The organism is Magnetospira thiophila (assembly GCF_054657015.1).
The window spans coordinates 1,497,015-1,517,069 of record NZ_BAAHXF010000001.1 but is presented as its reverse complement, the minus strand read 5'-3'; the positions used below and the strand labels follow the sequence as shown (position 1 = coordinate 1,517,069).

General features: G+C 61.6%; 12 protein-coding genes. 7 read left to right on the top strand and 5 right to left on the bottom strand.

Annotated features, from left to right (window positions below; genetic code table 11):
* Positions 1 to 230: 230 nt before the first annotated feature.
* Together ACYQ1P_RS07365 and ACYQ1P_RS07360 are read right to left on the bottom strand one after the other, a co-directional pair.
* On the bottom strand, positions 231 to 608 hold the full coding sequence (locus ACYQ1P_RS07365; protein WP_460019695.1) for a thioredoxin family protein: 378 nt from the start codon (positions 606 to 608) through the stop codon (positions 231 to 233).
* A 136-nt stretch (positions 609 to 744) separates the two neighbouring features.
* Positions 745 to 1,686 (bottom strand): UDP-glucuronic acid decarboxylase family protein, encoded by a 942-nt coding sequence (locus ACYQ1P_RS07360; RefSeq protein WP_460019694.1) that lies wholly within the window; start codon positions 1,684 to 1,686, stop codon positions 745 to 747.
* A gap of 171 nt (positions 1,687 to 1,857) precedes the next feature.
* On the opposite strand from ACYQ1P_RS07360, the gene ACYQ1P_RS07355 reads away from it, so the two are divergent.
* The 5 genes from ACYQ1P_RS07355 to ACYQ1P_RS07335 are packed head-to-tail and all read left to right on the top strand — an operon-like array spanning position 1,858 to position 7,615.
* Positions 1,858 to 3,093 (top strand): EAL domain-containing protein, encoded by a 1,236-nt coding sequence (locus ACYQ1P_RS07355; RefSeq protein WP_460019693.1) that lies wholly within the window; start codon positions 1,858 to 1,860, stop codon positions 3,091 to 3,093.
* A gap of 4 nt (positions 3,094 to 3,097) precedes the next feature.
* Positions 3,098 to 4,366: an EAL domain-containing protein gene (locus ACYQ1P_RS07350; protein ID WP_460019692.1), complete on the top strand. Its 1,269-nt coding sequence runs from the start codon at positions 3,098 to 3,100 to the stop codon at positions 4,364 to 4,366.
* A complete protein-coding gene (locus ACYQ1P_RS07345) occupies positions 4,367 to 5,125 on the top strand; it encodes an ABC transporter ATP-binding protein (RefSeq protein ID WP_460019691.1) in 759 nt (252 codons plus the stop codon).
* On the top strand, positions 5,122 to 5,937 hold the full coding sequence (locus ACYQ1P_RS07340; RefSeq protein WP_460019690.1) for an ABC transporter permease: 816 nt from the start codon (positions 5,122 to 5,124) through the stop codon (positions 5,935 to 5,937). Before ACYQ1P_RS07345 ends, ACYQ1P_RS07340 begins: the two co-directional genes overlap by 4 nt.
* A 19-nt stretch (positions 5,938 to 5,956) precedes the next feature.
* Positions 5,957 to 7,615: a tetratricopeptide repeat protein gene (locus tag ACYQ1P_RS07335; RefSeq protein WP_460019689.1), complete on the top strand. Its 1,659-nt coding sequence runs from the start codon at positions 5,957 to 5,959 to the stop codon at positions 7,613 to 7,615.
* Here ACYQ1P_RS07335 and ACYQ1P_RS07330 read toward each other — a convergent pair.
* Positions 7,612 to 7,995 (bottom strand): hypothetical protein, encoded by a 384-nt coding sequence (locus ACYQ1P_RS07330; RefSeq protein ID WP_460019688.1) that lies wholly within the window; start codon positions 7,993 to 7,995, stop codon positions 7,612 to 7,614. The genes ACYQ1P_RS07335 and ACYQ1P_RS07330 overlap by 4 nt on opposite strands.
* Before the next feature lie 140 nt (positions 7,996 to 8,135).
* On the opposite strand from ACYQ1P_RS07330, the gene ACYQ1P_RS07325 reads away from it, so the two are divergent.
* Both ACYQ1P_RS07325 and ACYQ1P_RS07320 read left to right on the top strand, forming a co-directional pair.
* Entirely contained in the window at positions 8,136 to 13,010 is a 4,875-nt protein-coding gene (locus ACYQ1P_RS07325) for an NAD-glutamate dehydrogenase (RefSeq protein ID WP_460019687.1), read from the top strand.
* Between the two features lie 20 nt (positions 13,011 to 13,030).
* Positions 13,031 to 13,651, top strand: a complete 621-nt coding sequence (locus tag ACYQ1P_RS07320; protein WP_460019686.1) for an SIS domain-containing protein — start codon at positions 13,031 to 13,033, stop codon at positions 13,649 to 13,651.
* A 57-nt stretch (positions 13,652 to 13,708) separates the two neighbouring features.
* On the opposite strand, the gene ACYQ1P_RS07315 is transcribed toward ACYQ1P_RS07320, so the two are convergent.
* Positions 13,709 to 15,127: a glutamate synthase subunit beta gene (locus tag ACYQ1P_RS07315; protein WP_460019685.1), complete on the bottom strand. Its 1,419-nt coding sequence runs from the start codon at positions 15,125 to 15,127 to the stop codon at positions 13,709 to 13,711.
* A 3-nt stretch (positions 15,128 to 15,130) separates the two neighbouring features.
* Entirely contained in the window at positions 15,131 to 19,780 is a 4,650-nt protein-coding gene (gene gltB / locus ACYQ1P_RS07310; RefSeq protein WP_460019684.1) for a glutamate synthase large subunit, read from the bottom strand.
* Positions 19,781 to 20,055: the final 275 nt, after the last annotated feature.

The window sequence follows — 20,055 nt, the reverse complement described above, 5'->3', positions numbered from 1 at the left end:
CTGCGGCCTTCTAAGCTCTTTCGAATGATGTCATGATTTATCATTTAAAATCAAAGAGCTATATATAAATAAAAATGGACGGCGGCCTTTTCAAACGGCACCGTCCTTTTTAGTTTTAGACTGATGATTCTATTTTCATTCGGGACCGCTCAAGGGCCTGTGGCTCCTCAGAATCCCGACCAGAAAGCGCCGGACACCCCCAAAATGGACGGGCGCGTCCGGCGGATCTTTTAGGAATTGGCGGCCGCGGCTTCCTGTTCGGCCGCCTGCTTGCGGACATCGTCCATATCCAATTCACGCACCTTGCCGATGATTTCTTCCAGAGCGGATTCCGGGAGCGCGCCCGCTTGCAGGAAAATCAAAATCTGCTCGCGGAAAATGCCGATGGTCGGAATGGAGCGGATGCCGAACTGGGCGGCAACCATCTGTTCCTTTTCGGTGTCGCACTTCATGAAGGCGATATCCGTATGCTTGCCCGACATGGCTTCATAGGTCGGCGCGAAGCTCTTGCAGGGGCCGCACCAGTCGGCCCAAAAGTCGATGATCACGATCTCATTGTTTTCGATGGTCGATTCGAGGTTTTCAGCCGTCAGTTCCTGAGTGGCCATGGGAAACTCCTTGTGGTCCTGGAGACAAGTTCAGGCATGACGACGCCGGGGCATCGCCTCACCCATGAATGTTTTGCCCGCGACCATAAAGGGTTTGGCCGCAAATATCCAGGAATTCTAATTAATTGGCCCTTGCTCAGACGAAGTCGCGGAAATATTCGATGGTTTTTTGCAGCCCGTCGCGCAGACCGACCCCCGGTTCCCAGCCCAGGTTCTTGCGGGCCAGACCGATATCGGGCTTGCGTTGCAGGGGGTCGTCGGTGGGCAGTTTTTGGAACACCAGCTCCGACGACGAGCCGGTCATCTGAATGACCATTTCGGCCAATTCCTTGATGGTGAATTCACCCGGATTGCCCATGTTCATGGGGCCGGTGAAGTCGCCCTCGAACTCGGTGAAGCGAATCATCAGATCCACCAGATCATCCACGTAACAGAAGGATCGGGTCTGTCCCCCGTCACCATAAATGGTGATCGGATCGTTGCGCAGGGCCTGCATGATGAAGTTGGACACCACCCGCCCGTCGTTGGGATGCATGCGCGGGCCGTACGTGTTGAAAATCCGCCCGACCCGGATATCGGTGCCGTATTGCCGGTAATAGTCGAAACACAGGGTTTCAGCACAACGCTTGCCTTCGTCGTAGCAGGCGCGCGGCCCGATGGGATTGACATTGCCCCAGTAGCGTTCGTCTTGCGGATGGACGATGGGATCGCCATAGACCTCGCTGGTCGAGGCATGGAAGATCCGCGCCTTGGTGCGCTTGGCCAGCCCCAGCATGTTGATCGCCCCATGGACGGAGGTCTTGGTGGTCTGCACCGGGTCGTGCTGGTAATGGATCGGCGAGGCGGGACAGGCCAGATTATAAATCCTGTCCACTTCCACATAGAGCGGAAAGGTCACGTCATGGCGCATCAACTCGAAATTGGCATGGTCGAGCAGATGGGAAATGTTGTCCTTGGTGCCGGTGAAGAAGTTATCCACACACAGAACGTCCTGCCCCATGTCCAGCAGACGTTCGCAGAGATGCGAGCCGAGAAACCCCGCGCCGCCGGTGACCAGTACTCTTTTGCGTAGATGCATGAATGAACTTCCCTGGAATGCCTGTCGATTGGCCGTCAACTTGCCCGCTTTCCGTCGCCGAATCAAGGAGTCCCGTTTCTCGGCTCCCTTCGCCACCTCACTTGTGTCGGAAGGGAACCTGGAACTATGATGGCCCGACACCCCCTGAGGAACAGGGCAAGAGCGAGCGGCATGGACGATACGATCACCACCACCTTTAATCCGACTCTGGGCATCGCCGGTGAAGAACCGCGTCTGGTCGATCATATTCGGCGCATCCGGCATAACCGGGCGGGCTGCGTGGCGGTGCATGTGCATCTGTCGCGCCTGCGTCCCTACCATCGGGAACCAACCCATGTGCGCATCGCCGCCCGTACCTTCGACAATCTGTCCAACAATCACGATGCCACGCTTTACGTGATGGCCAATTGCGATCTGGTGCTGATCACCCGAGACGTGAAGGTTTCCGACATCGATTCGGTAATTCTCAAGCTGCGGAATTTCTACAGCGAGGACCCGCTGATCTTCGCCGATGAAGCCATTGGCCATGACCGCTTTTCCAGTTGGTACGATCTGGACAAGGATTTCCAGAATTTCTGGGCGCTGCTGGAGGACATTGTGGACGAGGGCCGCGAAGTGACTCAAAAGGGCCGCGATCAGACCCCCGAGGCGCTGCTCGGCAAACCGATGAACGCGCTGACCCTGTCGGCCCTGGTTGAACGGCTGCAACATACCCGGATCGCAGACCTGATTTCCCAACAGGCGGCCCTGCATGTGACCAGCGGCAGCGGCGGCTCGGTGCTGTTCCGCGAGCATTTCATGTCCATTGCCGATCTCAAGAAGCGGGTCGCGCCGGGGGTCCATATCGTGTCTGATTTCTGGCTGTTCCAGTATCTGACCGAGACCCTGGACAGACGCATGCTGGCGGTGCTGGGACGGCGCGATTTCAAGGCCCTGAAATGGCCGATCAGCATGAACATGAATATTTCCACCGTCCGTTCCGTCGATTTCCAGGTGTTCAGCGAACGGGTCGGAGAACACACGGACAAGGTGGTTCTGGAGTTGCAGCATGTGGACGTATTCGCCGACATGGAAGCCTACCGTTCAGCCCGCGACAGTCTCCAGAAAAAGGGCTTCCGGGTCCTCATCGACGGGGTCAACCCCCTGAGCCTGCAATATTTCGATCCCTCCGGCCTGGAGGCCGACTTTCTCAAGATCAACTGGTCCGGCGACCTGCGTCCGAGCGCCGAGGCGGGACGCATGGACCGGGTGCGCAAAATGATGCACTCTATTCGGGAGCGGGTGATCCTGGCCCGCATCGACAACGAAGAGGCGGTCAAGGTCGGCCTGCAGTTGGGAGTCCAGCGGTTCCAGGGCCGCTTCATCGACAAACTGGTCGCCGCCATCTCGACGAAGGGCAAGGTGTAATTCCATGGTCGCCGCAATGGACAGTCAAAAGCGCCTGCCGAGCCAGGAAAGCCTGTTCCTGGATTACGTTCAGCGTCTGGACGATCACAAGCAGGGGCGGCTGATGATCCATATTCACATGTCCGCCCTGCGCCCCTATAACCGCCGCGACCATCATCTGCGCATCGCCGCCAACAGCTTCGAGACCCTGGTCAAGAGTCTGCAAGGTCAGCTGTTCACCCTGAGCAACAGCGACATGCTGCTGATCTTCCGCAAGGACGCCCTGCATGACGTGGAAACCTCGGTGGTCAAGCTGCGCTTCATGTTCGGCGACGACCCGCTGCTGGTGAAGAATGGCGACGAGGAGGACCGCTTCTGCTCCTGGTACGACGCCGATTCCCAATACCAAGAAATTCTCGATCTGGCCAAGGGCATGGTCGACCAGGAGCGCACCAGAGAGGCCAAGGTCGTCGTCGAGGAAGAGACCAAGGCCGCCCTGCGGGTCAAACAGGAGCGGGGCGAACCGATTACCCCCAAACTGCTGGCCAGCCTCGAAGAAGGCCTGTTGCGCGCCGACCTGTCGAACATGGTGCGGCGGCAATATGCCTCGGCCATCGTCGGTTCCGGGGCGCCGTTGCCGGTGTTCAGCGAACTGTTCATTTCCATCCGCGACCTGCGCGAGGCGATGATGCCGGGGGTCGACCTGACCTCCAACCGCTGGCTGTTCCAGCATCTGACCAGCATTCTTGATCGGCGGATTCTGTCGCTGCTCAACAAGACCGACCAGATCACCCTGTCCGGCGATATCAGCTTCAATTTGAATATCGCGACCCTGCTGTCGCAGGAATTTCTGGCTTTCGACGACGCGGTGACCGCCAGCCGTCGCGGCACCATGGTGGTGGAACTGCAACAGATCGACATCTTCCAGGATCTGGGGGCCTTCATGTTCGCCCGCGAATTCATCAAGGACCGGGGCTATCGCCTGTGCATTGACGGCCTGCGCCGCGACACCATCGGGCTGATCGACCGCGAAGGGCTCGGGGCCGATATGGTCAAACTCATCTGGACCCCCGACATGGCCACCGAGGATGCCGACGAGATGGCGCAACTGCGTGACCTGATCGACCACGCGGGGGGCGACCGGGTGGTGCTGTGCCGCTGCGACACCCGGCAGTCGGTGGATTTCGGACAGGCTCTGGGAATCAGCGTCTTCCAGGGCCGCTACGTGGAAAACCTGATCGCCGAGGAACACCGCAAACAGGAACTTCTGAGCCGAAAGCGGCGGCGCACCTGAATGAGCGCCACGCCTCCCGTTGCCGAGATTTCCCGGCTGGTGAAATCCTTCGAGACGATCACCGCGGTGGACGGAATCTCCTTTACCGTCACCGCCGGATCGACCACGGCCTTGTTGGGCGGCAACGGGGCCGGCAAGACCACCACCTTGTCCATGCTGCTCGGCTTGCTGTTGCCGACCTCCGGCGACATTTCCCTGTTCGGCCTGGACATGCGGCACCAGCGCCAGCAGATTCTGCCGCGCATGAATTTCTCCAGCCCCTATGTGGACCTGCCCCGGCGGCTGACGGTGCGCGAGAACCTGACGGTTTATGCCCATCTCTATTCCATCCCCGACCGCCGGGCGCGGCTTGCCGAACTGGCCGAGGACCTGGACATCGCAACCTTGATGAACCGCCGCACCGGCGAACTTTCGGCCGGTCAGCGGACCCGGGTAGCGCTGGCCAAATCCCTGCTCAACCGACCGGACCTGCTGCTGCTCGACGAACCCACAGCATCGCTCGATCCGGATACCGGCGACTGGATTCGCGGCTACCTGGAACGCTACCGGGAACGCACGGGCGCCACCATTCTGCTCGCCTCCCATAACATGGCCGAGGTGGAGCGGCTGTGCGATCAGGTGTTGATGATGCGCCATGGCAGGATCGTCGATTCGGGATCTCCGGCGGATTTGCGCACCCGCTACGACCAGCAAACATTGGAAGAGGTCTTTCTGGATATCGCCCGTGACCGCCGCAACGGCGGGAAGGCCGTCCCATGAGCACCCCCGCCGTTCCCGGCTTCTCCTGGCAGCGGGTCGGGGCAGTGATGCTGCGCCATTTGTACGTGCTGCGCTCCTCCTGGCCGCGGCTTCTGGAACTGGCCTACTGGCCGTTCGTGCAGATGATCACCTGGGGCTTTGTCACCCGTTTTTTCCTCGACCATTCCTCCTGGGTGGCGCAGGCGGCGGGGGTGCTGATTTCGGCGGTGCTGCTGTGGGACATTCTGTTCCGCGCCAACCTCGGGGTCTCCCTGTCGTTCATGGAGGAAATGTGGGCGCGCAATCTGGGGCAACTCTATGTGAGCCCCCTGCGCCCCATCGAGCATGTGGCGGCGCTGATGTCCATGAGCCTGATTCGCACCGTGATCAGCGTCACCCCGGCGGCCCTGTTGTCGTTGCCGCTGTACGATGTATGGATCTTTTCCCTCGGCCCCCCGCTGATCGTCTTTTTCATCAATCTGCTGGTCTTCGGCTGGAGTATCGGGCTGGTGGTGGCGGCGCTGGTGCTGCGTTTCGGCATGGGGGCGGAAAGTCTGGCCTGGGTGGCCATTTTCGCCTTCGCACCGCTGTCGGGGATCTATTACCCCATATCCACCCTGCCCGAATGGCTGCAACCGGTGTCGATGATCCTGCCGTCGAGCCATGTGTTCGAGGGCATGCGCGCGGTGCTGCTCGGCGAGGGATTCCGAATGGACCATTTCCTGGCCGCCGTGGGGCTCAATGTGGTGTACTTGACCCTCGCCGGGGGCTGGTTCCTTTTCACCTTGCACGTGGCGCGAATCAAGGGTTTGCTGTTGCAGCAAGGGGAATAGCCGCAACGAGGGGCGGAGGATGGCCGAGCCGGTGCCGGAAGTCCAAAATTTGATCAATGAGGCGGCCGTCCGCCACCGGTCCGGCGACCACGCCGGGGCTGCCGCCCTCTATTTGCGGGCCCAGAAACTGGACCCGCGCAACGCCGCCGTGCTGGGCAATCTGGGCGTGATGCTGCGCGCCCTGGGCCATCACGACAAGGCCCTGCTGGTGTTGGAAAAAGCCGCCACATTCGGTTCGGAGGACGCGGAAACCCTCTACAATTACGGCAATGCCCTGCGCGATGCCGGGCGGATTCCGGAAGCCGTGGCGCATTATCGGCGCGTCATGGCTCTGCGCCCCAATCTGACCGGCGCGCCGGTCAATCTGTCGCTGCTGCTCGGACGGCTGGGGCACTTCCAGGACGCGGCGGAGGTGGCCCGCCAGGGATTGCTGTCCGCCCCCCATAACCCGGCCCTGTGGATGAACCTTGGAGTGGCGCGGTCCGAATTGCGGCAATATCCGGCCGCTCTTGCCTGCTTCCGGCGCGCCCGGTCGCTCAATCCGGACGATCCGCAGGCGCACAACAATCTGGCTTCCGCCCTATTCGCCCTCAACCGGTTCGAGGAGGCCCTGGCGGCCACCGGGCAGGCGCTGACACTGGCCCCGGAATTCGCCGCCGCCGAGACCCTGCGCGGTCAATGCCTGGGCTCCCTGGGACGGTTTGACGAGTCCCTGGCCGCCTTCAAGCGAGCCCTGGCCCGACAGCCCGATCTGCTGAGCGCGCAGATGGGCCGGGCGCGGGTGCTGCTGCTGGCCGGTCGCCTGGACGAGGGCTTTGCCGCCTATGAAGCCCGCATGCGCCGGGTGCCGCTGTTGAGCGGACCGCTAGACAGTCCGCCCTGGAGCGGGGCCGAGCATCCCGACGCGACCCTGCTCCTGGTGACCGAACAGGGGCTGGGCGATTCCCTGATGGCGATCCGCTTTGCCGCCCTGGCGGCCCGACGGGTTGGACGGGTGGTGGTGCAGGCCCCTCCCATATTGTGCGATCTGCTGGCGACGGCGGACGGGGTTGACGAGGTGGTTTCGCTGGCCGGTCCGCCGCCGCCCCACCACCTCCATGCGCCGCTGCTCAGTCTGCCGCATCTGTTGGGGGTGACGGCCCGGACCCTGCCCCGCGAGACCCCCTATCTGTCGCTGCCCGACAGTCTGGACATCCCCCAGCGTCCAACGAGCGACCGACGGCTTTATGTGGGTTTGGTCTGGGCCGGGGATTCTCGGCATGCCAATGATGCCGACCGCAGTTGCGGCCTGGCGGCCCTGATGCCGCTGTTGGAACTGCCGGGGATACGTTTCTTTTCCTTCCAGACCGGCCCGGCCCGGCAACAAATCGCCGATCTGGGGGCCTTTGGGCTGATCGAGGATCTGGCCCCCGGGCTCACCGATTTCTCACAGACCGCGCGATTCCTGCTCGGCATGGATCTGCTGATTTCCGTCGATACGGCGATGGTGCATCTGGCCGGGGCGCTGGACCGACCCTGCTGGGTGCTGCTGCCCCGGGTACCCGACTGGCGCTGGATGTTGGACCGCCTGGACAGCCCCTGGTATCGCGCCCTGAGCCTGTACCGGCAAGCCGTGGCCGGCGATTGGTCTTTGGTGGTGGCGCGCCTGCGCGACGATTTGGAAGCCTATCAAAATTAAAATTCGACCAGCGCCGATTGCAGCGCCAGGGCGATCACCAACAACAGGAAAAACAGCGCCCCCAGCCCCATGAAGAAAAACAGGTTGGCCAGCGACAGTTTCGGCTTGTCCTGGTGCGCCACGCGCTGCCGGTCGGGCATCCGCTTTTCTTCCCCGGCGACCACGGTCAGATAGAACCGGCGCCCGAAAAACGGCAGGCTGTAACGGATATCTATGGGATGGGTCCGCCAGGTGGCGGCGCTGACCACGTCATGGATGGCCGAGCGCTGGGCTTCATCCAGACTGTCCACCACATGCGACGGCAGACGGGTGATCAGCAGGTCGAAATCAGGATTTTCACTTTGGCCTGACATTTTTTCCTCGCGGCTGGTATTCGGCATCCCATCTCTACATCAATAATTCTAGACCAAACGAACAAGTGGTTCAAAATTATTTGTTTTTTTACCCACTTCGGCTAGCATTTCGGCGAGGGAATGATTCGGAGGGGCTAAAACACCACTTTTACTGGGAGGAGCCCCCCATGGTACTGAATCCGTTGAAACAGAAGGCCGACCTTATCGAGAAGGCGGTTGCCGAGGCCAATGTTCGCCTCGAAGGTCCATTAGCCGGTTCTGCCGCGACGTTCATCCGGCAGTTCTATCGTCGCGTCATGGCGGAAGACATGATCGGCGACCCGGTGGACCGTCTGTTCGGTGGGGCGCTCTCCTTGTGGATGTTCGGGCTCAATCGGCAACCGGGGGCGCACAAGGTCCGGGTCTACAACCCCAATCTGGAAGAGCATGGCTGGCGCACCGATCTTACGGTGGTCGAGGTGGTCATCCACGACATGCCCTTCCTGATCGATTCCATCACCGCTGCCCTGAGCAACGAGGGCCTGACCATTCACCGGCTGGTGCATCCGCTGATCACCATGACCCGCGACGACGACGGCAATGTCAGCCGGATCTACGAGATTGATGCCCAAGACGACGGCGCGCATCAGGAATCCTATACCCAGGTCTTGATTACCAAGCTGTCCGACCCCGCGCGACTGAAGGAGGTGCAGAGCCTCGTCGATTCGGTGTTCAAGGACGTGGAGGCCGCCGTTTCCGGCTGGCGGGGCATGATGGACACCATGGACCGGGTGCTGGCCGAACTGGACAGTCCACCGGCCAATCTGGAAGCGACCACCGTCGCCGAGACGAAGGAATTTCTCAACTGGATCAATCAGGGCAACTACACCTTCCTCGGCTATCGCTATTGCGAATTTGCCGGTCCCAAGGGGGAACAGCTGATCAAGGTGCAGTCCGAAAGCGCCCTGGGTCTGCTCGCCAATCCCCAGGTGCTGGTGTTCAATCAGCTCATCGACGGACGACCGGTCCCGTCCGAACTGCGGGCCTTTTCGCACCGCCAGGATATCCTGATGGTGACCAAGGCCAATCTGCGTTCCACGGTGCATCGTCCGGCCCACATGGACACCCTGTGCATCAAGCGCTACGACGCGGAAGGACGGGTCATCGGCCAGCATATGTTCGTCGGCCTGTTTACCGCCTCGGCCTATAACCGACGGGCGACGGAAATCCCCCTGATCTCCAAGAAAGTCCGGCGCATCCAGGAACAGGCCGGGCTCCCCCGGGCCAGCCATGACGCCAAGATCATGCTCAACGTGCTCGAAACCTTTCCGCGCGACGAGTTGTTCCAGATCAGCGAGAAGGATCTGCTGGAAACCGTTCAGGGGATCATGCACCTGCAGCACCAGCCCCGGGTGGCGCTGTTCGTGCGCCGCGACGATTTCGACCGCTTCATGTCCTGTCTGGTCTATATCCCCCGCGACCGCTACACCACCGCCCTGCGCAAAAAGATTCAGACAATCCTGGAGGCCGCCTTCGAGGCCGAATCCGCAGCCTATTACATCCAGGTTTCCGATGCCGCCCTGGCCCGGCTGCACATCATCCTGCGGACCAACCCGAACGCAGAATTGACCTACAATCTCTCGGAAATCGAAACGGAGATTGTCGAGGCGGCCCGTTCCTGGACCGACCGCCTGCAACAGGCCCTGGTCGAGGCGCACGGCGAGGAAAAGGGGCTGACCCTGTTTCAGCGTTATCAGGATGCCTTTCCGGCCGGTTATATGAGCACCTTTCAGGTAGCCACCGCCGTGGCCGACGTGGACCACGTGGATCTCGCCCTGCGCAACGACAGCCTGACCATGAATCTGTATCGGCCGCTGGGCATGGCCATGGACCGAGTCCGCCTCAAAATCTACCATCCGCAGAGTGCGGTGCCGCTGTCCGATATGTTGCCCATGCTCGAACATATGGGCTTCAAGGTGATGGACGAGGTGCCCTACGACCTGCGTTTCGGATCGCCCTCGGCCAAACAGCGCGACACGGTGATGATTCATGATTTCGGGTTGCGCACCCAGGATGGCGGCACCATCGACCTGGGGGCCATCCGGGAGAATTTCGAAGAGGCGCTGCAAAAAGTCTGGTCCGGCGAAACCGAAAGCGACGGCTTCAACGCCCTGGTTCTGAGCGCCGGTCTGGACTGGCGCGAAGTGGCCGTCCTGCGCGGCTATTGCAAATATCTGCGACAGACCGCCATTCCCTTTTCGCAGATCTATATGGAGCAGACCCTGAGCCGCAATGCCCATCTGGCGCGGCAGATCGTGCAGTTGTTCCTGGCCCGCTTCGATCCGGCCCGCACCAAACAGCGCGACAATATCGTCTCGGCCCTGCGCAACGATCTGCTGGCCAGCCTGGAAGCAGTCTCCAGCGCCGACGAGGACCGCATCCTCAAACGCTTCATTAATCTGGTCGATTCCACCCTGCGCACCACCTTTTTCCAGACCACGCCCGAGGGCGCGCCGAAGTCCTACATTGCCTTCAAGCTGGACAGCCAAATGGTCGAGGAACTGCCGCTGCCGCGCCCGTGGAAGGAAATCTTCGTCCATAGCCCACGGGTCGAGGCGGTGCATTTGCGCGGTGGCCCGGTGGCCCGAGGCGGCCTGCGCTGGTCCGACCGTCAGGAAGATTTCCGCACCGAGGTTCTGGGTCTGGTCAAGGCCCAGCAGGTCAAGAACGCGGTCATCGTGCCGGTCGGTTCCAAAGGCGGTTTCGTGGTCAAGCGGCCGCCCACCGAGGGGGGGCGCGCGGCCTTCATCGAAGAGGGAATCGCCTGCTACAAGACGTTCATTTCCGCCATGCTCGATCTCACCGACAACCTGAACGGCGACGACGTTCTGCCGCCGCCGGACGTGCTGCGCTATGACGGCGACGACCCCTATCTGGTGGTCGCAGCGGACAAGGGCACGGCGACGTTCTCCGACATCGCCAACGGGGTGGCCATTGATTACGGCTTCTGGCTCGGTGATGCCTTCGCCTCCGGCGGCAGCAACGGCTATGACCACAAAGCCATGGGCATTACAGCCCGTGGCGGCTGGGAATCGGTGAAACGGCATTTCCGCGAACTGGGGGTCGATACCCAGTCCGAGCCCTTTACCGTCGCCGGGGTGGGCGACATGGGCGGCGACGTCTTCGGCAACGGGATGCTGCTGTCCAAGCACATCAAGCTGGTGGCCGCCTTCAACCACCTGCATATTTTCGTCGATCCCGACCCCGACACCGCCAAGACCTTTGCCGAGCGCCAGCGATTGTTCAAGGAGGTCAAGGGCTGGGATGCCTATGACCAGAGCCTGCTCTCCAAGGGCGGCGCCATTTTCGAGCGGTCGGCCAAAAAGCTGAAACTCAGCCCGCAGATCAAGGCGTTGCTGGGTCTCGACAAGGAAACGATCACCCCCAACGAGTTGATTCGCGCCATCCTGACTGCCGAGGTGGATCTGTTGTGGTTCGGGGGCATCGGCACCTATGTCAAATCCTCCGAGCAAACCCATGCCGACGCCGGAGACCGGGCCAATGACGCGGTGCGCGTCAATGGCACCGATCTCAACTGCAAGGTCATCGGCGAAGGGGCCAACCTGGGCGTCACCCAGCGCGGACGCATTGAATACGCCCTGCGCGGCGGGCATCTGAATACGGATTCCATCGACAATTCCGCCGGCGTCGATTGTTCCGATCACGAAGTCAACATCAAGATCCTGCTCGACAAGGTGGTCGCCAATGGCGACATGACGCCGAAGCAGCGCAACAAGCTGCTGCAAACCATGACCGACGAAGTGGGCGAGTTGGTGCTGCGCGACAACTACTTGCAGGCCCAGGCCCTGACCGTCGTCGCCAGCCAGGGAGTCGATATTCTCGACCAGCAAACCCGCCTGATGCGCATGCTGGAGCGCACCGGACGACTGGACCGCACGGTGGAATACCTGCCCGACGACGAGACCCTGGCCGAACGGGAGGCCGCCGGACAGGGCCTGACCCGGCCGGAAATTTCCATTCTCATGCCTTATGCCAAAATCTGGTTGTTCGATCAGGTGATGGAGTCCGATCTGCCCGACGATCCGGCCCTGGCCGAGGATCTGGTCCGCTACTTCCCCACCGCCCTGCGCAAGAAGTACCGCAAACTGATTGGCGAACACCGGCTGCGTCGGGAAATCGTCGCCACTTTCGTTTCCAACAGCATGATCAATCGGGTGGGCGGCTATTTCGTCACCCAGATCGCCGAAAAGACCGGACTGCACGCCGCCGAGGTGGCGCGGGCCTATCTGGTCACCCGCGACGTGTTCTCGTTGCGTGAAATTTGGGCCCAGATTGAGGCCCTCGACAGTAAGGTTTCGGCGGATCTGCAAACCCGCATGATGTTAGAGATCAATCGGCTGATTGATCGCGGGGTCATGTGGTTCCTGCGGCAGATGCCATTGCCGCTGGATATCGGGGCCAATGTGGCGCGCTTCGCCCCCGGACTGGCGACCCTTGCCGGGCAACTCGATGCGGTTCTGGCGCCCCGTGCCGCCGAGGATCTGGCGACACGCACCCAATCCTATGTGGACGAGGGGGTTCCGGAAGAATTGGCTCGCCGCTTGGCCGGGCTGATGGTGCTGATTTCAGGCTGCGACATCGTGCGTCTGGCCGATCAGCATGGCTTGTCGGTGGAAACTGTTGCCGGGCATTATTTTGCCGTTGGTGGGCGCTTCCGCCTCGGCTTCATGCGGGCGGCGGCCGAAGGGCTGAAAACGGAAAACCATTGGCAGAAACTGGCCGTGGCGGCCCTTATCGAGGATCTGTACGGCCATCAGATGGCCCTCGCCTCGAAGGTTCTGGAGTGCCCCAAACGAGTGAACGACAAACCCGAAGAGGCGATCGAAAATTGGGTAGAACTGCACCAGGATATGGTCAATCGGACCGAACAGATGCTTTCCGAAATGTGGGCGGGTGACAAACCGGACTTTTCCATGCTAGCTGTGTCCAGCCGTCAGCTTCGCGTGCTGGCCGAAGCCTCCGTCGTCGGAGGTGCCTGCTGAGTCCACCAACCGAGAGTGTCATGACCTTTCCCGATGAGCCGTTCACGGATATTGCCGCCTACTTCGACGCTTACACCAACCGCCTAGCGTATGCCCTGAAATCTATAGATCGAGACAGACTGACCCAGGCGGGGACGCGGCTGGAGACCACCTATCGGGAGGGGGGGCGGCTTTATGTTTGCGGCAACGGCGGCTCGGCGGCCATTGCCGACAGCTTCGTCGGCGATCATGCCAAGCTGGTGCAATCGGACACTCCCCTGAAGCCGCGGATCATCTCCCTGTCGTCGAACATTCCCATGCTGACGGCCATCGCCAACGACATGTCCTATGCCGATGTGTTTCTCTATCAGTTGCGCTCCGATGCCCGCCCGGGGGACCTGCTGCTGGTCATCAGTTCATCCGGGGATTCGGAAAACGTGGTGCGCGCCGCCCAATGGGCGCGGGAAAACGGGGTGGACGTGATCGCCTTCACCGGCTTCGACGGTGGGCGGCTGGCCGGTCTGGCGACCTACCATCTGCATGTGGAGGCCGACAACTACGGCGTCATTGAGGATTGTCACCAATCATTGATGCACGTTCTGGCCCAATACATCCGCCTCGACAACATGGACCCGGCCCTGATCGGATTGCGCAAATTTTGACATGAAAAAGACCGGTGATGTCCGTCACCGGCCCTTTTCATTCACCCCTATGCAGGCTCACCCCGGCAGGCGACTCTCGCCCATCAGGAAGGCATCGACGGCGCGGGCGCAGCGGCGGCCCTCCTTGATCGCCCAGACCACCAGAGACTGTCCCCGGCGCATGTCACCACAGGCGAAGACCTTGGGGTTGGAACTCTGGAAATTGTCGTAGTCGGCCAGGACGTTGCCCCGGGGGTCCAGATCCAATTGCAAATCGCTGACCAGGCCGTCGTGCACCGGATGGACGAAGCCCATGGCGAGCAGCGCCAAATCGGCCTTGAGCACGAATTCGGTGCCACTGATTGGCTGCAACTTGTCATCCACCCGGATGCAGTTGATTTTTTTCAGACGGCCGTTGTTGCCCTCGAACGAGGTGGTCATGATGCTCCATTGCCGCTCGCAGCCTTCCTCGTGGGAGGTCGAGGTGCGCAGCTTCAACGGCCACTTGGGCCAAATGGTCGGCTTGAATTCCTGTTCCGGCGGCTTGGGCATGATCTCGATCTGGGTCACCCTGTTCGCCCCATGGCGGATCGAGGTGCCGACACAATCGGAGCCGGTGTCGCCGCCGCCGATGACCACCACATGCTTGTCGCGGGCAATCAGTTCCTTGGCGTCGTCATACAGTTCGTCGGCCACCCGCCGGTTTTGCTGGGTCAGGAAGTCCATGGCGAAATGGACACCGTCCAGCTCGCGCCCCGGTACCGGCAGATCACGCGGCTTCTCTGACCCGCAGGCCAGCACCACCGCATCGAAGGACTGCATCAGTTCGGCGGTCGGATAGTTGATCCCCACATGGCAGCCGGGACGGAATTCCACCCCCTCGGCCTGCATCTGGGCCATGCGCCGGTCAATGGTCCATTTTTCCAGCTTGAAGTCCGGAATGCCGTAGCGCAGCAGGCCGCCCATGCGGGCGTTCTTTTCCATCACCACGACCTGATGACCGACCCGCGCCAATTGCTGGGCCGCGGCCAGTCCGGCCGGCCCGGCCCCGACCACAGCGATGCGCTTGCCGGTGCGGTGGCTGGCGATTTGCGGCTTGATCAGATGATCATTCCAGGCCCGTTCGACGGTGCTCAGTTCGATATTCTTGATGGTGACCGCCTCGTCGGTCAGGTTCAGCGTGCAGGACGCCTCGCAGGGAGCCGGGCAGACCCGCCCGGTGAATTCCGGGAAGTTATTTGTTGAATGCAGGGTCCGGGAAGCCTCGTCCCAGCGTCCCCGGAACACCGAATGGTTCCAGTCGGGGATCAGGTTGTCCACCGGGCATCCCCCGTGACAGAAAGGAATGCCGCAATCCATGCAGCGTGCCCCCTGACGCCCCAACTCCTTGTCGTCCAGTTGGATGGCGAATTCCTTGTAGTGTCGGATTCGCTGGTGGACCGGCGCATAGCCGGGTGCCTGACGATGGATCTCCATGAAACCGGTCGGCTTGCCCATGGCTCACTTCCCCCTACGCAGGCCACGGCCCGCCTTTTGCTTTTCCACACTCTTGGCAATCTGCATTTCCTGCAAGGCGCGGCGATATTCCACCGGCATGACCTTGCGGAATTTGGGCAGCATGTCCTCCCAATCGGCCAGGATCTCCTTGGCCCTGGCGCTGTCGGTGTAATGGGCGTGCTTCTCGATCAACTGGCGCAGACGCAGGGCATCGTGGCGAGTCATGTCGGTCATCACATCCACCCGGCCATGGGTTTCCATATCCAAGCCTTGATGCACCAGTTCCTCCATGGCGTCGGCCTCGTCGATGACCGGCTCCAGTTCGACCATCGCCATGTTGCAGCGCATTTCGAAATCGCCGGCCTCATCGAGCACATAGGCGATACCGCCGGACATGCCCGCCGCGAAGTTGCGCCCGGTCGCGCCGAGCACCACCACCACGCCGCCGGTCATGTATTCGCAGCCGTGATCTCCGGTGCCTTCAACCACCGCGATGGCGCCGGAGTTGCGGACCGCGAAACGCTCCCCGGCAATACCCCGGAAATAGCATTCCCCGGAGATGGCCCCATAGAGCACCGTATTGCCGACGATCATGTTGTCTTCAGCGACGATGGGACAATCGGCCGCCGGATAGACCACCAGACGGCCGCCGGACAGACCCTTGCCCACATAGTCGTTGGCCTCGCCTTCCAGTTCAAGGGTGACCCCGCGGGCGGCCCAGGCTCCGAAGGACTGACCGGCGGTGCCCTTGAGCTTGACCGAAATACAATCCTCGGGCAGGCCTTCGTGACCATATTTCTCGGCCACCCGGCCCGACAGCATGGCCCCGACGGAGCGGTCGGTATTCTTGATCGGGCTGCTGATCTGCACTGCCGTACGGCTCTCAAGCGCCGCCTTGGCCTCGGCAATCAGCCTGTTGTCCAACTGCTTGTCCAGCCCGTGATCCTGGGTCTCGCAGTTGAAGCGTGCCACCTCGGGGCCGACATTGGGCAGGGTGAGAATGCGGCTGTAGTCAAGCCCACGCGCCTTCCAGTGATCAATGGCCTGACGCATGTTGAGCATATCAGAACGCCCAATCATCTCTTCGAAGCGACGGAAACCCATCTGCGCCATGTACTTGCGCACTTCTTCGGCAACAAACATGAAATAGCTGATGACATGTTCCGGCTGGCCGAGGAATTTCTTGCGCAATTCCGGGTCCTGGGTGGCGACACCCACCGGACAGGTATTCAGATGGCACTTGCGCATCATGATACAGCCCTCGGCGATCAGGGCGACCGTCGCGAAGCCGAACTCGTCGGCCCCCAGCAAGGCCCCGATCACCACGTCCCGCCCGGTGCGCATGCCGCCGTCGGCCTGTACCGCGATGCGACCGCGCAGCTTATTGAGGACCAGGGTCTGATGGGTCTCGGCGAGGCCGATTTCCCACGGACTGCCCGCATGCTTGATGGAGGTCAGCGGCGACGCGCCGGTGCCGCCGTCGAACCCGGAAATGGTCACATGGTCCGCATGGGCCTTGGAGACCCCCGCCGCCACCGTGCCGACGCCCACTTCGGACACCAGCTTGACTGAAATGCGGGCCTTGGGATTGACGTTCTTCAGGTCGTAGATGAGCTGCGCCAGATCCTCGATGGAATAAATGTCGTGGTGCGGCGGCGGCGAAATCAGGCCGACGCCGGGGGTCGAATGACGCACCCGGGCAATGGTCCGGTTGACCTTGTGACCGGGCAACTGACCGCCCTCGCCGGGCTTGGCGCCCTGGGCCATCTTGATCTGGATGTCGTCGGCATTGACCAGATAATGGGTGGTCACCCCGAAGCGGCCCGAGGCCACCTGCTTGATGGCCGACCGCTTCAAGTCGCCGTTGGCCTCGCGCACGAACCGTTCCGGTTCCTCGCCGCCCTCGCCGGAATTGGACTTGCCGCCGATGCGGTTCATGGCCACGGCCAGGGTGCTGTGCGCCTCGTAGGAAATGGAGCCGAACGACATGGCCCCGGTGGCGAACCGCTTGACGATCTCAGTCGCCGGTTCGACCTCGTCCAGGGGCACCGGCGCGGCGCCGTCCCGGATGTCGAACAGGCCGCGCAGGGTCAACAGCTTGCGCGACTGGTCGTTGATCCGCTGAGCATATTGGTCATAGCGCTGCTGGTCGTTCATGCGCACCGCATGTTGCAGATCGCCGATGGTCTCCGGCGTCCAGACGTGCTCCTCGCCGGTCAGGCGATAGCTCAAATAGCCGCCCGGCTCCAGATCGTCGGTCTTGCTGGAGGTATAGGCCAGTCGGTGACGCCGCAGGGTCTCGGCGGCCACCTCGGCGAGGCCGATGCCTTCGATGGTCGTATCGGTGCCGGTGAAGTAGGTCTTGATGAACTCCTTGGACACCCCCACCGCGTCGAAAATCTGCGCTCCGCAATAGGATTGATAGGTGGAGATGCCCATCTTCGACATCACCTTGAGCAGCCCCTTGGCCACCGCCTTGATGTAGCGGTGATGGACCTCATCGAGGCTGAGTTCATCGGGCAGAAGGGGTTGCAGGCTGGCCAGGGTATCCAGGGCCAGATAGGGGTTGATCGCCTCGGCCCCGTAACCCGCCAGCACCGCGAAGTGGTGCACCTCGCGGGCCTCGCCGGTTTCGACCACCAGGCCGGTTTCCGTGCGCAGGCCCTGACGCACCAGATGATGATGCACCGCCGAGGTCGCCAACAGGGCCGGAATGGCCACATGGTCGGCATCCACGTCGCGGTCCGACAGGATCAGGATGTTATAGCCCTGTTCCCGGATCGCCCGTTCGGCCTTATCCACCAGCGCCTTAAGGGCCAGCACAAGACCGGCTTCGCCCTGTTCTGCCGGATAGCAGATACTCAGCGTACTGGTGCGGAAGGATTCTCCCAGGGCGTCGTCGATGCGGCGGATTTTTTCCAGATCCACATTGGTCAGGATCGGTTGCCGCACTTCCAGGCGCATATGTTTGCCGCCGGTACGTAGGTCGAGCAGATTGGGCCGCGGGCCAATCAGCGAAATCAGCGACATGACCAGCTCTTCGCGGATCGGGTCGATGGGCGGATTAGTCACCTGGGCGAATTTCTGCCGGAAATAGTCATAGAGCAGCCGCGACTTGTCGGACAGCACCGCCAGGGCCGAGGTGGAGCCCATGGAGCCCACCGGGTCCTGGCCGCTCACCGCCATCGGCTTGAGGAAGAACTTGATGTCTTCCTGGGTATAGCCGAAGGCCTTCTGGCGTAGCAGCAAAGTGTCGTCGTCGGGGGCCATGGCCGCCACCTGGGGGGCCTGATGTTCCAGCATGATCTGGGTTTCGGCCAGCCAGCGGCGATAGGGCTGGCTACGCGAGAGCTGCTTTTTCATTTCCTCGTCGGAGATGATGCGGCCCTGTTCCAGGTCGATGAGCAGCATCTTGCCCGGTTGCAGCCGCCACTTGCGCACGATCTTGTGTTCCGGCACCGGCAGCACGCCCATTTCCGAACCCATGACCACGAAATCGTCGTCGGTGACCAGATAACGCGCCGGACGCAGGCCGTTGCGGTCCAGGGTGGCCCCGATCTGCCGCCCGTCGGTGAAACAGACGGCGGCCGGACCGTCCCACGGTTCCATCAGCGCGGCGTGATATTCGTAGAAGGCCTTGCGGTGGGCATCCATGAACGGATTGTCCGACCAGGCTTCGGGAATCATCATCATCATGGCATGGGCCATGGAATAGCCGCCCTGCACCAGCAGTTCCAGCGCATTGTCGAAGCTCGCCGAATCCGACTGCCCCTCGGCGATCACCGGCCAGATTTTGCCTAAATCCTCACCCAGCAGGTCGGAGACCATGTTGTTGCGGCGGGCGTTCATCCAGTTAATGTTGCCGCGCAGGGTGTTGATCTCGCCGTTGTGGCAGATCATGCGGAACGGATGGGCCAGCTCCCAGCTTGGGAAGGTATTGGTGGAAAACCGCTGATGCACCAGGGCCAGGGCCGAAACCATGCGTTCGTCGTTGAGGTCGGCGTAGTAGGCGTCCACCTGATCGGCCAGCAACATGCCCTTGTAGACAAGGGTGCGCGAGGACATGGAGGGCACATAGACCATGCGGGCGTCGGGCACGTCGATCTGGCGGCACTCGATCTGCACCCGCTTGTGAATCACATAGAGTTTGCGTTCAAAGGCATCCTGTTCGGCCAGGGTGGCGGCGCGGGCGATGAACAGTTGCCGAATCGCCGGTTCGACCTTCACCACGCTTTCGCCAAGACCGGAATTGTCAGTCGGCACGTCGCGCCAGCCGAGCACCGTCTGACCCTCTTCGGCAACGATCTTTTCGATTCGCGCGATACAGGTGGCGCGGCTGCTTTCCTCTTTCGGCAGGAAGATCATGCCGACGCCATAGAATCCGATGTCCGGCAGGGTGATGTTCAGCGCTGCGGCTTCCTCGCGCAAAAAGGCATCCGGGATCTGAATCAGGATTCCGGCCCCGTCGCCAGCCAGCGGATCGGCGCCGACGGCCCCACGGTGGGTCAGGTTCTTCAGGATCTCCAGACCCTGGGTGACCACATGGTGGCTTTTCTGATTCTTCACATGGCAGATGAAACCGACGCCACAGGCATCATGTTCATGGGCCGGGTCATACAGACCCTGCGGCGCCGGATAACCAGCAGCTCTCATCAACTCACTCCCTCAAAAGCGGGGTTTCGTCTTCTCCTGAAGGCCGCAGGCAACGACCATCAAGCATTTTCGTCGTGTCGCGCGCCGCCGACAGCGCGCCAAAAACTCACGCGCTGTGGCGGGCGCGTGGGGGCTCTTACCATGTCCGGCCCGGCTTCGGAAGCCCTAGTGGATAGAATCCGACATGTGGCCCCCATTGTGTCCCAAAGGGGCAACTAGGTCAATAGTGCTGACATAAACCCACCCCTGCACTTTAATATGTGATGTGGCGAGAC